This window comes from Microcella alkaliphila (assembly GCF_004216855.1).
GTDB classification, from domain to species: Bacteria; Actinomycetota; Actinomycetes; order Actinomycetales; family Microbacteriaceae; genus Microcella; species Microcella alkaliphila.
This window is the reverse complement of record NZ_SGXT01000015.1, coordinates 195,039-208,483: the sequence shown is the minus strand read 5'-3', so window position 1 is coordinate 208,483 and position 13,445 is coordinate 195,039. Positions and strand designations below refer to the sequence as shown.

Below are 13,445 nucleotides of genomic sequence, written 5' to 3'. Positions count from 1 at the left end.
TGAAACGTCCTAAGCGCGGCGAATGACGGTGTGGCGCTCGGCGCCCTCGCCTTCCGACTCAGACGTGAAGCCACGCTCGGCGACGATGTCGTGCACGAGCTTGCGCTCGTAACTCGACATCGGGGGGAGCGCTGCGGACGAGGCGCCAGCATCAATCCGCTCAACCGCTCGGTCGACCAGACGCGCGAGCTCGGTTGCGCGAGCATCGCGGGATCCCGCGATGTCGAGAATCAACCGCGAGAACTCGCCGGTCTTCACGTGCACCGCGAGGCGCGTCAGCTCCTGCAGAGCGCTCACGGTATCGGGCTTCGACAACAGACGAAGCGCATCCCGCTCGTCCGCATCGATCGAGAGATAGACGCGACCGCCCCGCTCGTCGATCTCGATGTCGCCGTCGAGATCGGCGATGTCGAGAAGCTCTTCGAGGTAATCGGCGGCGATGTCGCCTTCGGCATCGCTTGAGGTAGGGGCGGTGCTCGTGGTTTCGGTCATGGCCTAGCGACCACCCTTCTTGTTCTGCTTCTTCGCGCGCGACTTCGATACCGGCTGTTGGCGCTGAGTCTTGATGGGTTCCTCGACGGCGACGGAGCCGCTGGCCTCGTCGGCGGGGTCGGGGAGCCCCTTCTTCTGGCGCTTCTTTGCGAGTCGCGCCTCACGGGCGAGCGCGGCCTCGCTCCCGGGGGTCGGCATGTTTCGGATGACGATGAACTGCTGAACCATGGTCCAGATGTTCGAGACGAACCAATAGAACATGACGCCGAGGGGGAAGAAGGCTCCCGAGAAAACGAACACCAGCGGAAGCAAGTACAGCAGGATCTTCTGCTGGCGGTACATGGGGGAGTTCTTCATCTCGGGCGACTGGTTCTTCGCCATGATCTGCAGCTGGGTCAAGAACTGCGAGCCGGTCATGAGAATCACGAGCACGATCGCGATGATGATGACCGCGACGTTTCCGTCGCTCGTCGCCATGGTGAGACCGAGGGGGGCGACGCCAAAGAGGCTCGCGCTTCCGAACTCCGCCGACAGCTCCGGCGTGAGGAGCCCCACACTGTCGCGCCCGGCGTAGGCGTCGTTCAGCACCGAGAACAGGCCGAAGAAGATGGGCATCTGCAACAGCAGGGGGAAGCACGACGACAGCGGGTTCGTGCCGTGCTTCTTGTACAGGTTCATCGTTTCGCGCGACATGGCCTCACGCGAGAACTGATCCTTCTTGCCGCGGTACTTGTCCTGAATCTTCTTGAGCTCGGGCGAGATCTCGAGCATCTTGCGCTGCGACTTGATCTGCCGCACAAATACCGGAATCAACAGCGCGCGGATGACGATGACGAGACCGACGATCGACAGAACCCACGTCACGCCAGCGGCCGACTCCAGTCCGGCCAGAGTGAGCAACGAATGGAAGCCAACGAGGATTGCCTCAATGACCCACTTAATGGGCCACAGAAGTGTTCCGAAGAAACCCAGTTCCATGACGGGGTTATGCCTTTCTGTCGAGGACGATGAAGCCAAAGCGGGTGAGGCGGTACGGGGAGTGTTCGCGCGCCGGCGGGTCATCGACCCCGCCAGCGGCCCACGGGTGGCACCGCGCAAGTCGCCGCACAGTCAACCAGCCTCCGCGAACAACGCCGTGCTGCTGGACCGACGTCAACCCGTACGCCGAACAGCTGGGGTAGTACCGACACACATCCCCGTAGAGCGGGGAGATGACCGCGCGGTATACGTGGAGGAGCGCCACGACGATGTTGCGCGGAACGAGCGCCACGAGTCGGAAGGCACGCACCAGGGGCTGGTCTGTCACGCATTCACCGCCCGCCGGATGGTTGTGGTCAGCTGCTCCCGCAGGGTATCCCAGGTGACCTCGGCTGCCGCTGGGAGCATGCGGATCACCACCGCAGTACCAGCCGGGATGCTCGGGGCGACGTTCGCGCAGATCGCGCGCACCCGCCGCTTGATCCGATTGCGCACAACAGCGCCCCCGACAGCTTTCGACACGATGATGCCGAAGCGGGCGGGGGCGGTTTCTTCGCCGCTGCGGGCGTAGACGACGGCCGTGGGGGTTGCAGTCTTGCGCCCGCGGCGCATCGTCTCGCGGAAGTCGGAACCCGACCTCACCCGGTGGGCGCGGGCGAGCACGACGCGACGGCGCCTTAGGCCGAGAGTTCGGTGCGGCCCTTGCGACGGCGGTTCGCGAGGATCGCGCGGCCGGCGCGGGTGCGCATGCGAAGGCGGAAGCCGTGCACCTTGGCGCGGCGGCGGTTGTTGGGCTGGAACGTACGCTTGCTCATGATGGTCTCCTCGGCCCCTCGAGGGAGCGACGATGTGGGGTCTGCTGGCTCGTGGGCGCGCGCCGCACGGCAGAAGTCAACCGGTTAACAATAGGCTTCGCGACACCCCCGGTCAAACGGGATCGGGCGAGCCACGCATTATCGCGAGCATCAGCCACACCAGTGGTAACGACACGGCGAGAGAACTACAGTAGGCGAACGGCCTGCCAGAGGGATGCTCGACGTCGTCCCCGCACCGTCACACCGACCTGCATCAACGAGAGGGACACTGCGCCATGACCGACGACACCGAACCCATAGGCGCGATGTGGGATTCGGTGAAGGCGCACCTCGTGGCGGATGACCGCATCACTCCGCAGCTCATCGGCTTCATCAACCTCGTCGTTCCGCGCGGCATTATGGCCGGCACGCTGTATCTCGAGGTACCGAACGAGCTGACCCGAGGGATGCTGGAGCAGCGCATCCGCTTGCCCCTGCTCGCCGCCATCACCACGGTCGCCGGGGACGACGCCTCCAACTTCGCCATTGTCGTGAACCCCGAAATGCAAGCAGAGGCCTTCGACAGTGCACCGGATATCAGCGACCAGCCCACAGCATCCGGCTACATCGAGCAGCCGGCGCCGCCGGCACCGATCGATGTGGCATCCCGTCGCGGCGACAGCCGGTTGAACGACAAATACAGCTTCGACAACTTCGTCATCGGCGGCTCGAACCGCTTCGCGCACGCCGCAGCGGTCGCCGTTGCTGAAGCGCCGGCGAAGGCCTACAACCCTCTCTTCGTCTATGGAGAATCGGGGCTCGGAAAGACGCACCTGTTGCACGCCATCGGCCACTACGCCGAAAACCTGTACCCGGGTATCCGTGTGCGCTACGTGAGCTCAGAAGAGTTCACGAACGACTTCATCAACTCGATCGCCAACAATCGCGCAAGCCTGTTCCAATCGCGCTACCGCGAGATCGACATCCTGCTGATCGACGACATCCAGTTCCTGCAGGGGAAGGACTCGACTCAGGAAGCCTTCTTCCACACGTTCAATACGCTGCACGATCACAACAAGCAGGTGGTCATCACGTCCGACCTGCCCCCCAAACACCTCACTGGCTTCGAAGACCGGATGCGCAGCCGCTTCGAGTGGGGTCTCATCACCGATGTGCAGGCGCCGGATCTCGAAACCCGCATCGCGATCCTCCGAAAGAAGGCGCAAAACGATCGACTGCAGGTGCGCGACGACGTACTCGAGTACATGGCCTCGAAGGTCTCCAGTAACATCCGCGAGCTCGAAGGGACGCTCATCCGCGTCACCGCGTTCGCGAACCTGAACCGGACGCCGGTCGACCTGCAGCTCGTGCAGACCGTTCTCAAAGACCTGATCACCCTCGATGAAGACAACGTGATCGCGCCGGTCGACATCATCAATCACACCGCGGCGTACTTCAAGCTCACGGTCGACGATCTGTACGGCTCTTCGCGGTCGCAGGCGGTCGCCACGGCCCGGCAGATCGCGATGTACCTGTGCCGCGAGCTGACCAACCTGTCTCTCCCGAAGATCGGCCAGCTGTTCGGCAACCGCGACCACACCACGGTGATGTACGCCAACAAGAAGATCAGTGAGCTCATGAAGGAGCGGCGCTCGATCTACAACCAGGTCACCGAGCTGACCAGCCGAATTAAGCAGAACCACCGCTACAGCTAGCGATTCCGCGACCGCTCACAGCGAGCATCCAGCAAGAAAAACCCCGGGATTCGGGCCTTTTGTCGTGTCGTCACAGAAGAACCTCAGGTTCAGGCGTCATTTCCCACACTGGGGACAGCCTGTGGAAAACGCCGAGGGCGCTTGGGGATGGATTGCGGAAACGCCGCGCACGGCTGTGAGCGGATGCTCGGGGCAGGCGTCCGTCATCCCCTTAACTTTCCGCCGTGTCGAGAGGTGATTCCACAAGTTACACACATGTGGTTTCCCGAGATTCCGGGCATCTGGCGTCGTTGTCCACACTGTGCACAGCGGTTAACGCTCTTATTTCTTGTTCTTCTCTGATGTGATTCGGGGATAACCCTTGTCCGGGGAGCGAACGACAAACTCTTCGGGGAGGCGCTGTGCCAGTATGGGAATCCCGGCACTCCCGGACCGCCCGACGGAAGAGGGATTCGACGTGAAGTTCCAGGTCAATCGCGATGTCTTCAGCGACGCCGTGTCGTTCGCCGTTCGCCTGCTTCCCCAACGCACCACACTGCCGATCCTGTCGGGCGTACTCCTCCGGGCAGAGAACGGCACGGTCACTCTGTCGTCGTTCGACTACGAAGTCTCGGCGCAGACGAGCATCACGGCCGATGTCGAGAGCGATGGCACCGTTCTTGTATCCGGGCGTTTGCTCGCCGACATTGCGTCGCGGCTGCCGAACGCCCCCGTCGAGTTTTCGCTCGACGACAACAAGGTCGCCGTTCGCTGCGGCTCTGCACGTTTCGCGCTGTCGCTCATGCCGGTCGAGGAGTATCCGAGCCTTCCCGTGATCGACGGTGACAGCGGGCTTCTTCCCGGCGAGGCGTTCAGCGACGCCGTCTCGCAGGTCGCCGTTGCCGCCTCGCGCGACGACGTGACGCCGGTCATCACGGGTGTGCAGCTGGAAACGTCAGGCACGTCCCTGTCGCTGGTCGCCACCGATCGCTACCGCGTTGCCGTGCGCGGTATCGACTGGGAATCCACCGGCACGAGTGACGGCACGACAGCGCTCGTCCCCGCGCGCACGCTGTCCGAGACCGCGAAGATCTTTGCCCATTCAGCGCAGATCACCGTGACCATCGTGAGCGGTGGCGACCGTGAGCTCATCGCCTTTTCTGCCGACAACAAGACCGTGACATCCCTGTTGATCAAGGGAAACTTCCCACCCGTCAAGCGCTTGTTCCCCGAGTCACCTGAAAACTACGCCGTGATGAACACCGCTGAGCTCATCGAAGCGACCCGTCGTGTCGCCCTCGTGCTCGAGCGTGATGCCGCGCTTCGGTACAGCTTCAGCGAAGATGGCCTCACGCTGGAAGCGATCGGCAGTGAGAACGCGCAGGCGCAAGAGACGATCGACGCACACCTCTCGGGGGAGAGCACGGTCGTGTCACTCAAGCCCCAATTCCTCATCGACGGGCTGTCTGCCGTGCACTCGGAGTTCGTGCGTATCTCGTTCACGAAGACCGACAACCCCGGCAAGCCCGGCCCGGTGCTCATCACCAGCCAGACCTCGAAGGACCAGGCCGGCTCCGACAGCTACCGGTACCTGCTGCAGCCCAACCTGTTGCTGCGCTAGTGCGCGGCGCACCCGCAGCGCTGTGCACGTCACTCACCTGAGCCTCGCCGACTTTCGCAACTACGCTCGCGCAGAACTCGCCCTGACTGCCGGCCCCACACTGCTTATCGGGCGGAACGGTCAAGGAAAAACCAACCTCGTTGAGGCGATCAGTTATCCGTCTCTCGGCGGCTCGCACCGCGTCGCCGGCGATGCCGCGCTCGTGCGCGCCGGCGAGGAGGCCGCGATCGTGCGCATGCGCGTCGCCCACGACGACCGCGCCATCGTCGTGGAATTGCACCTCAACACGTCGGGAGCGAACCGCGCACAGGTCAACGGCTCTGTCGTACGGATGCGCGAGCTTCCTCGCTACGTGCACACCGTGCTCTTCGCGCCAGAAGACCTCGCGCTCGTGCGAGGTGAACCGTCCGGGCGACGCAGCTTTCTTGATGCGCTCGTCGTTCAGCGTTCTCCGCGCATGGCCGGCACCCTCGGCGACTACGACCGGGTACTTCGGCAACGGAACTCTCTCTTGAAGTCGGCCCGAGCATCCCGCCTGTCGCCCGATGCGTTGACCACACTCGATGTCTGGGATGAGCGCCTGGTCACGCTCGGTGTCGAGATCATGGCGGCGCGCGTCGCGCTCGTGGCAGAGCTTCGGCCTCATCTCACGGCGGGATACGCCGCGGTCGCCGGTGACGACCACGCCGCAACTCTCGGACTTCGTCACTCGGCCGTGGACCCGTCCGGGGATGCGCCGCTCGATGACAGCGACGAACTCGATGCGGAGCGTGCCGCTGCGCAGTTTCGTTTTTCCCTCGCAGAACGGCGTCGAGCGGAGCTCGAGCGAGCGGTCACTCTGGTGGGCCCGCATCGCGACGATCTCGTGCTGACGTTGAATGGTCTCCCCGCGCGCACGCACGCGAGTCACGGTGAGAGTTGGTCGTACGCTCTCGCGCTCAAGCTTGCGGCGGCGCGGGTACTGCGGGCGGACGCGGTCGCGGGGGACCCGATCGTGATTCTCGACGACGTGTTCGCCGAACTCGACGAGGGGCGTCGCGAACGTCTCGCCGATGCCGTTGCCGATTTCGAGCAGGTGCTGATCACGGCCGCGGTCGAGAACGATGTGCCCGAGCGCTTGGCCGCCACGCGCATCCCGATCGTGGCGGGCACCATCCAGGCCTCGGACCAGCCCGGCGACGATCATGCGGGTGGTGACGCGTGACCGCCGATGACGCGACCGCGCCCGAGAGCGAGGCAAGCGCCGTATATCGCCGGCTGCAGCGCGTGTTTGGCGACCCGGCGCTTCGATCGCGGGATGCTCGGCGCCGCTCGCAGAAAACGGCTGGGTCGTCGACTCCCTACGGCTCGGGACGCGACCCCGCGGGTCTGGGTGACGTGCTCGAGGGTGTCAGCCGAACCATGGGGTGGACATCGCCGCTGGCGAGAGGCGACTTGCTGGCGTCGTGGTCCGATCTCGTGGGACCAGAGGTGGCATCGCACACGGAGCCGGTCGGGATCGACGATGGTGTGTTGTCGGTGCAGTGCGACTCGACCGCGTGGGCGACCCAGCTGCGCATGATGCGTGGCGACATGGTCACGTCGATCACGAAGCGATTCCCGGATGCTCAGATCACGAGCATCCGATTTATTGGCCCGAGTGCCCCCAGTTGGAAGCGGGGGCCTCGATCGATCCCGGGGCGCGGTCCACGCGATACCTACGGCTGAGACGACGAATCAGTCCACAGGGAGCGAGAAATCTCCCCAGAGGGGCCTTCACGCGCCTCTGAGGGGCCTTCCATTGATAGGATGGACCCCGTGACTACCACCCCTCATCCAGACAATTACGGCGCGGCCAACATTCAGGTTCTGGAAGGGCTCGAGGCGGTGCGTAAGCGCCCCGGCATGTACATCGGGTCGACCGGCCCCCGGGGCCTCCATCACCTCGTGTACGAGATCGTCGACAACTCTGTCGATGAGGCCCTCGCCGGCCACTGCGACACGATCCACGTCACGATCCTTCCCGACGGCGCCGTTCGCGTCGTCGACAATGGCCGCGGCATCCCCGTCGACGAACATCCGGTCGAGAAGCGATCGACCGTCGAGGTCGTCCTGACCGTGCTGCACGCCGGCGGAAAGTTCGGCGGCGGCGGGTACGCCGTCTCGGGCGGTCTACACGGTGTCGGTTCCTCCGTCGTCAACGCCCTGTCGCAGCGCCTCGAGGTTGCCGTCAAGCGCCAGGGCCACGAGTACACGCAGAGCTACACCGTCGGCGTGCCGGATGCACCACTGAAGAAGGGGCGTGCCGTCGACGGCACCGGCACCACGATCACCTTCTGGCCGAGCACCGACATCTTCGAAACTGTCGACTTTGACTACGAGACGCTGCGCACGCGCTTCCAGCAGATGGCGTTCCTCAACAAGGGTCTGCGCATCACCATCACCGACGAGCGTGCCCACCCCGAAACGGATGACCAGCCGGCCAGCGAGCCCCGGCACGACGAATTCCTCTACGAGAAGGGGCTCGTCGACTATGTCGAGCACCTGAACGCGTCGAAGAAGACCGACGTCGTGCACCCCGAGATCATCGCGTTCGAGTCCGAAGACACCGAGCGCACGATCGCCCTCGAGGTCGCGATGCAGTGGACGACTGCCTACAGCGAGAGCGTCCACACCTACGCCAACACGATCAACACCCACGAGGGCGGCACGCACGAGGAGGGGTTCCGCGCGGCACTCACCACCCTCGTCAACCGGTACGCCCGTGAGAAGAACCTCATCAAGGAGAAGGAAGAGAACCTCTCCGGCGACGACGTGCGCGAGGGTCTGACCGCCGTGATCTCCATCAAGCTCGGCGAGCCGCAGTTCGAGGGCCAGACGAAGACGAAGCTCGGCAACACCGAGGCGAAGTCGTTCGTGCAGAAGGTCACCGGCGAGTTCTTGGGCGACTGGTTCGAGCGCAACCCCAGCCAGGCGCGCGACGTCATACGCAAGGCGCAGCAGGCGGCCGCCGCACGCATTGCGGCGCGCAAGGCGCGTGAGCAGACCAGGCGTAAGGGCCTGCTCGAGTCGGGCGGCATGCCCGGCAAGCTCAAGGACTGCCAGTCGAAAGACCCCTCGATCAGCGAGATCTTCATCGTCGAGGGTGACTCGGCCGGCGGCTCGGCCGTGCAGGGGCGCAACCCCGAGACGCAGGCGATCCTGCCGCTGCGCGGCAAGATTCTGAACGTCGAGAAGGCGCGCCTCGACCGCGCGCTCGGCAACGCCGAAGTGCAGGCGATGATCACCGCCTTCGGTGCCAACATCGGCGAAGACTTCGACCCCGACAAGGTGCGGTACCACAAGATCGTCTTGATGGCCGATGCCGACGTCGACGGCCAGCACATCACGACACTGCTGCTGACGCTGCTGTTCCGCTACATGCGACCGCTCATCGATCGGGGCTACGTCTACCTCGCGCAGCCGCCGCTGTATCGCCTGAAGTGGTCGAACGCCGAGCACGAGTACGTGTTCAGCGATCGCGAGCGCGACGCGCTGCTCGAGGCGGGGCTTGCCGCCGGCAAGCGCATCCCGAAAGACAACGGCGTTCAGCGTTACAAGGGTCTCGGCGAGATGAACCACCAAGAGCTCTGGGACACGACCATGAACCCCGAGACGCGCACGCTCATGCAGGTCACGCTGGAAGACGCCGCGATCGCCGACAGCGTGTTCGCCACCCTCATGGGCGAAGACGTGGATGCACGACGCACCTTCATTCAGCAAAACGCCAAAGACGTCCGCTTCCTCGATATCTGATGCATTGCGCGTGACGCGCACCGAGCCTCCCGAACATCACCACGCAAAGGAATCCGATGGCTGACGAGCCCACCGCTACTGACGAGGACTTCGGCGCCGGCGGCCGCATCACGCAGGTCGACCTGCAGCTCGAGATGCAGCGGTCGTACCTCGACTACGCGATGAGCGTCATCGTCGGTCGAGCGTTGCCCGACGTGCGCGATGGCCTGAAGCCCGTGCACCGCCGCGTGCTGTACGCGATGTACGACGGCGGCTACCGCCCCGACAAGGCGTTCTCGAAGTGTTCGCGCGTCGTCGGCGACGTGATGGGGCAGTTCCACCCGCACGGCGACTCGGCGATCTACGACGCGCTCGTGCGCCTCGTGCAGCCGTGGTCGATGCGCTACCCGCTCGCGGCGGGTCAGGGAAACTTTGGCTCACCCGGCAACGACGGCGCGGCTGCCCCTCGGTACACCGAGACGAAGATGGCCCCGCTCGCCATGGAGATGGTGCGCGACATCGACGAGGAGACCGTCGACTTCCACGACAACTACGACGGTCGCACGCAGGAGCCGTCTATCCTTCCCTCGCGCTTCCCGAACCTGCTCGTCAACGGGTCGGTCGGCATCGCGGTGGGTATGGCGACGAACATTCCGCCGCACAACCTGCGCGAGGTGGCCGACGCTGCCCTCTGGCACCTGGCGAATCCTGACGCGTCGCGCGAGGAGCTGCTGGATGCGTGCCTGCAGCGCGTCAAGGGCCCCGACTTCCCGACGGGCGCGCAGATCCTCGGCGTCAAGGGCATCCAGGACGCCTACCGCACCGGCCGCGGTTCGATCACCATGCGCGCGGTCGTCACGGTCGAAGAGATCCAGAACCGCACGTGCCTCGTGATCACCGAGCTGCCGTACCAGGTAAACCCCGACAACCTGGCGATCAAGATCGCCGACCTGGTAAAGGACGGCAAGCTTGCCGGCATCGCCGACATCCGCGACGAGTCGTCGGGTCGCACCGGTCAGCGTCTCGTCATCGTCTTGAAGCGGGATGCCGTTGCTCGTGTCGTGTTGAACAACCTGTACAAGCAGACGCAGCTACAAGACAACTTCGGCGCGAACATGCTCGCGATCGTCGACGGGGTTCCGCGCACGCTCACGCTCGACCAGTTCATCTCGTACTGGGTGGAACACCAGGTCGAGGTGATCGTTCGCCGCACCGAGTACCGCCTGAAGAAGGCGGAAGCGGACGCGCACATTTTGCGCGGGTACCTGAAGGCACTGGATGCTCTCGACGAGGTCATCGCGCTCATCCGCCGCTCGCAGACCACGGAAGAGGCGCGCGACGGCCTGATGGCGTTGCTTGACGTCGACGAACTGCAGGCCACCGCGATTCTGAACCTGCAGCTGCGGCGCTTGGCGGCCCTCGAGCGGCAGAAGATTCAGGAGCAGGCCGACGAGCTAGAGCGCCTGATCGCCGACTACAAGGAGATCCTCGCGAGCCCCGAGCGCCAGCGCGAGATCATCAGCGACGAGCTGACCGAGATCGTGGCGCGCTACGGCGACGACCGTCGCACCGAGATCATGTTCGGGTTCGACGGCGACATGAGCGTCGAAGACCTGATACCGGTCGAAGAGATGGTGGTGACCGTCACCCGCGGTGGCTACATCAAGCGCACCCGCAGCGACAATTACCGCTCGCAGCACCGAGGCGGGAAGGGCGTGCGCGGTGCGCAGCTGCGCGCCGACGACGTCGTCGAGCACTTCTTCGTCACGACAACACATCACTGGCTGTTGTTCTTCACGACCACCGGCCGCGTCTATCGCCTGAAGACCTACGAGATTCAGGAGGCCGGACGCGACGCGAAGGGCCAGCACGTCGCCAACCTGCTCGCCCTGCAACCCGACGAAGAGATCGCCCAGATTCTCGACATCCCCGACTATCAGGCGGCGCCCTACCTGGTGTTGGCCACCCGCGGCGGTCAAATCAAGAAGACGGCGCTCGTTGAGTACGACACCAACCGCACGGGCGGCATCATCGCCATCAACCTGCGCGAGGGCGACGAGCTCGTGTCGGCCATGCTCACCGACGACACCAGCGACATCCTGCTCGTCTCGCGCGCCGGAATGTCGGTGCGCTTCACCGCGAACGACCAGGCCCTGCGCCCGATGGGTCGGTCGACGGCGGGGGTCACGGGCATGAAGTTCCGCGGCGATGACGAACTGCTCGCCGCCGACGTCGTGACCGACGACGGCTACGTCTTCGTCGTCACCGAGGGCGGCTATGCCAAGCGCACCGCCGTTGACCAGTACCGAGTTCAGGGTCGTGGCGGCCTTGGCATCAAGGTGGCGAAACTCAGCGACGATCGCGGGGGCCTCGCCGGCGCCCTCATCGTCGGCGACAATGATGAGGTTCTCGTGGTTATGGCCGGTGGCAAGGTGGTACGCTCCTCGGTGGCCGAAGTGCCCGCAAAGGGCCGCGACACCATGGGTGTCGTCTTCGCCCGCGCGGACGACGACGACCGCATCATCGCCATCGCGCGCAACAGTGAGCGAAATCTGGCGAACACCGACGCCGATACGGTAGACACAACCGACGGCACCGAACCCGCAACCGACCCGGCTGCGGACGCTGGGAAGGATACCGCCTCGTGAGTACTGTCGCCGAAAAGCTGCAGCGCAAATCGCAGCGCACCGTGGGCGCGAAGCAGGTGCGGCTGAAGCTCGTCTACATCGACTTCTGGTCGGCCGTGAAGCTGTCGTTCCTCATCGCCCTGTGCGGTGCGATCGTGCTCGTCGTCGCCGCCTTCTTCATCTGGGTCGTGGTCTCAAGCCTGGGTGTCCTGGAACAGGTCGATGGACTGTTCGGTGAGATCCTCGGCGACGATGCGCCGAGGATCGTCGAACTCTTCTCGCTCGGCCAGGTGATGCTGTTCGCGATCATCCTCGGCATCATCAACCTCGTGTCGATGACCGCGATCGGGGCGATCTCGGCGCTGCTGTACAACCTCAGCGTCAAGGTCACCGGCGGTCTGCTTGTCGGCTTCACCAACAACTAATCCCGACCCCCACGCGGCGGGCCCCGAAGGCCCGGCCGAATTGGGGGAAGGCGACCGGGTCGTGTAGAGTCATCCCCGGTCTGAGGGGCTATAGCTCAGGCGGTTAGAGCGCTTCGCTGATAACGAAGAGGTCCCAGGTTCAAGTCCTGGTAGCCCCACTGCAATTTTCTGTCTCGCCGCCGCTCCTGCGGCGCGACCCCGCTCCCGCGAGACGAGCGCGGTCGTCTCGCTCCGCGGCCACGGCTAGACTGGAAACCCTCCGGGGCCTTAGCTCAATTGGTAGAGCGCCTGCTTTGCAAGCAGGAGGTCAGGGGTTCGATTCCCCTAGGCTCCACAACGTCCATTTCTGGCTCCGCCCCCGCTTCTGCGGCGCAGCGCGCTCCGGGTCGCGGGCGCGGTCGCAACCCTTCGCTTTCGTCCAGTGGGTGAACGAAAAAGCCCCCGGTGTCGACCGGGGGCTTTGTTCGTTCGGGGGCTTAAGCGACGGGGGCCTCGACGGGCTCGTCCTCCACCCACAGGTCGTCGTCGGCGCGGAGCGTCTGGTACGCCGCATAGGCGACGGCGCCCACGGCGATGACGCCCAGGGCGACTGCGATGTAGCGGCCGGGGCGGGGAGTCGGCTTGACCTCGATGATGCCGAGCTTCTGACCGGCGCGCGTGCCCAGCTCGCGGCTCGTGCGCGACGCCTCACGGATGGCAACGCGGCCGTTGTCGCGCGCGACGTCGATGACGGCGAGCGTGGCTCCAATCGCTCCAGTCACCGCCGGCAGGATCGCGCGGTTCCAGGTCTGCCGCGAGTGGTCGGCTGCAGAACGGACAGCGCCCACGCCGGCTTCGACTCCGGGCTGCAGCCGCTTCTCGTACGTCGTCTTCACCCGAGGCGCGACGTCCCGCTTGGCAACCTCTCCCGCCTGGCGACTCGCCTTCTTCAGCACAGAGGCGGCGTGGTCGAGCACCTCGCGCTGCTCGCTCCACAGGTCGCCGGCCTCCCCGCGCAGCTTCTTCAGATTGCGGCGGCTCTTACGAGACAGTCCCATGATCGGTCCTCCTTGTGGGTGGCG

At 64.8% G+C, this 13,445-nt stretch carries 13 protein-coding genes and 2 tRNA genes; 9 read left to right on the top strand and 6 right to left on the bottom strand.

Features of this window, described 5'->3' with window-relative positions; genetic code table 11:
- Window positions 1-9 precede the first annotated feature (9 nt).
- Genes EV140_RS08225 through rpmH form a run of 5 tightly spaced genes read right to left on the bottom strand, consistent with a single transcriptional unit; the run spans window position 10 to window position 2,285 of the window.
- Window positions 10-492 (bottom strand): Jag family protein, encoded by a 483-nt coding sequence (locus tag EV140_RS08225; protein WP_130282847.1) that lies wholly within the window; start codon window positions 490-492, stop codon window positions 10-12.
- Between the two features lie 3 nt (window positions 493-495).
- Window positions 496-1,464 carry a membrane protein insertase YidC gene (gene yidC, locus EV140_RS08220; RefSeq protein WP_130283058.1) on the bottom strand — a complete coding sequence of 323 codons (969 nt, stop codon included), beginning with the start codon at window positions 1,462-1,464 and terminating at the stop codon, window positions 496-498.
- A gap of 13 nt (window positions 1,465-1,477) precedes the next feature.
- Window positions 1,478-1,783 carry a membrane protein insertion efficiency factor YidD gene (gene yidD / locus EV140_RS08215; protein WP_130283055.1) on the bottom strand — a complete coding sequence of 102 codons (306 nt, stop codon included), beginning with the start codon at window positions 1,781-1,783 and terminating at the stop codon, window positions 1,478-1,480.
- 11 nt (window positions 1,784-1,794) lie between these two features.
- A complete protein-coding gene (rnpA, locus tag EV140_RS08210) occupies window positions 1,795-2,133 on the bottom strand; it encodes a ribonuclease P protein component (RefSeq protein ID WP_130282845.1) in 339 nt (112 codons plus the stop codon).
- A gap of 14 nt (window positions 2,134-2,147) precedes the next feature.
- Entirely contained in the window at window positions 2,148-2,285 is a 138-nt protein-coding gene (gene rpmH, locus EV140_RS08205) for a 50S ribosomal protein L34 (protein ID WP_026940492.1), read from the bottom strand.
- A 275-nt stretch (window positions 2,286-2,560) separates the two neighbouring features.
- On the opposite strand from rpmH, the gene dnaA reads away from it, so the two are divergent.
- The 9 genes from dnaA to EV140_RS08160 all read left to right on the top strand — a co-directional run bounded on the left by dnaA (window position 2,561) and on the right by EV140_RS08160 (window position 12,718).
- A complete protein-coding gene (dnaA, locus tag EV140_RS08200) occupies window positions 2,561-3,979 on the top strand; it encodes a chromosomal replication initiator protein DnaA (RefSeq protein WP_096420085.1) in 1,419 nt (472 codons plus the stop codon).
- Window positions 3,980-4,436: 457 nt separating this feature from the next.
- Window positions 4,437-5,579: a DNA polymerase III subunit beta gene (dnaN, locus tag EV140_RS08195; RefSeq protein WP_130282843.1), complete on the top strand. Its 1,143-nt coding sequence runs from the start codon at window positions 4,437-4,439 to the stop codon at window positions 5,577-5,579.
- Window positions 5,580-5,601: 22 nt separating this feature from the next.
- Window positions 5,602-6,783 carry a DNA replication/repair protein RecF gene (gene recF / locus EV140_RS08190; RefSeq protein ID WP_130282841.1) on the top strand — a complete coding sequence of 394 codons (1,182 nt, stop codon included), beginning with the start codon at window positions 5,602-5,604 and terminating at the stop codon, window positions 6,781-6,783.
- Window positions 6,780-7,286, top strand: a complete 507-nt coding sequence (locus EV140_RS08185; RefSeq protein ID WP_096420091.1) for a DciA family protein — start codon at window positions 6,780-6,782, stop codon at window positions 7,284-7,286. Before recF ends, EV140_RS08185 begins: the two co-directional genes overlap by 4 nt.
- 81 nt (window positions 7,287-7,367) lie before the next feature.
- Entirely contained in the window at window positions 7,368-9,353 is a 1,986-nt protein-coding gene (gene gyrB, locus EV140_RS08180) for a DNA topoisomerase (ATP-hydrolyzing) subunit B (RefSeq protein WP_096420093.1), read from the top strand.
- Window positions 9,354-9,409: 56 nt separating this feature from the next.
- Entirely contained in the window at window positions 9,410-11,980 is a 2,571-nt protein-coding gene (gene gyrA, locus EV140_RS08175; RefSeq protein WP_130282839.1) for a DNA gyrase subunit A, read from the top strand.
- On the top strand, window positions 11,977-12,384 hold the full coding sequence (locus EV140_RS08170) for a DUF3566 domain-containing protein (RefSeq protein ID WP_130282837.1): 408 nt from the start codon (window positions 11,977-11,979) through the stop codon (window positions 12,382-12,384). The genes gyrA and EV140_RS08170 overlap by 4 nt, the downstream gene beginning before the upstream one ends.
- Window positions 12,385-12,468: 84 nt before the next feature.
- Window positions 12,469-12,542 (top strand) — tRNA-Ile (locus tag EV140_RS08165).
- A 103-nt stretch (window positions 12,543-12,645) separates the two neighbouring features.
- Window positions 12,646-12,718 (top strand) — tRNA-Ala (locus tag EV140_RS08160).
- Window positions 12,719-12,860: 142 nt separating this feature from the next.
- On the opposite strand, the gene EV140_RS08155 is transcribed toward EV140_RS08160, so the two are convergent.
- Window positions 12,861-13,421, bottom strand: coding sequence for a hypothetical protein (locus EV140_RS08155; RefSeq protein WP_130282835.1), 561 nt, complete (start codon window positions 13,419-13,421; stop codon window positions 12,861-12,863).
- Between the last annotated feature and the right edge of the window lie 24 nt (window positions 13,422-13,445).

What these genes read in the sequence shown, in the direction of transcription:
- EV140_RS08225 (WP_130282847.1), bottom strand. Translation starts at nt 492, where the DNA reads ATGACCGAAACCACGAGCACCGCCCCTACCTCAAGCGATGCCGAAGGC.
- rpmH (WP_026940492.1), bottom strand. Translation starts at nt 2,285, where the DNA reads ATGAGCAAGCGTACGTTCCAGCCCAACAACCGCCGCCGCGCCAAGGTG.
- dnaA (WP_096420085.1), top strand. Translation starts at nt 2,561, where the DNA reads ATGACCGACGACACCGAACCCATAGGCGCGATGTGGGATTCGGTGAAG.
- gyrB (WP_096420093.1), top strand. Translation starts at nt 7,368, where the DNA reads ATGGACCCCGTGACTACCACCCCTCATCCAGACAATTACGGCGCGGCC.
- gyrA (WP_130282839.1), top strand. Translation starts at nt 9,410, where the DNA reads ATGGCTGACGAGCCCACCGCTACTGACGAGGACTTCGGCGCCGGCGGC.
- EV140_RS08155 (WP_130282835.1), bottom strand. Translation starts at nt 13,421, where the DNA reads ATGGGACTGTCTCGTAAGAGCCGCCGCAATCTGAAGAAGCTGCGCGGG.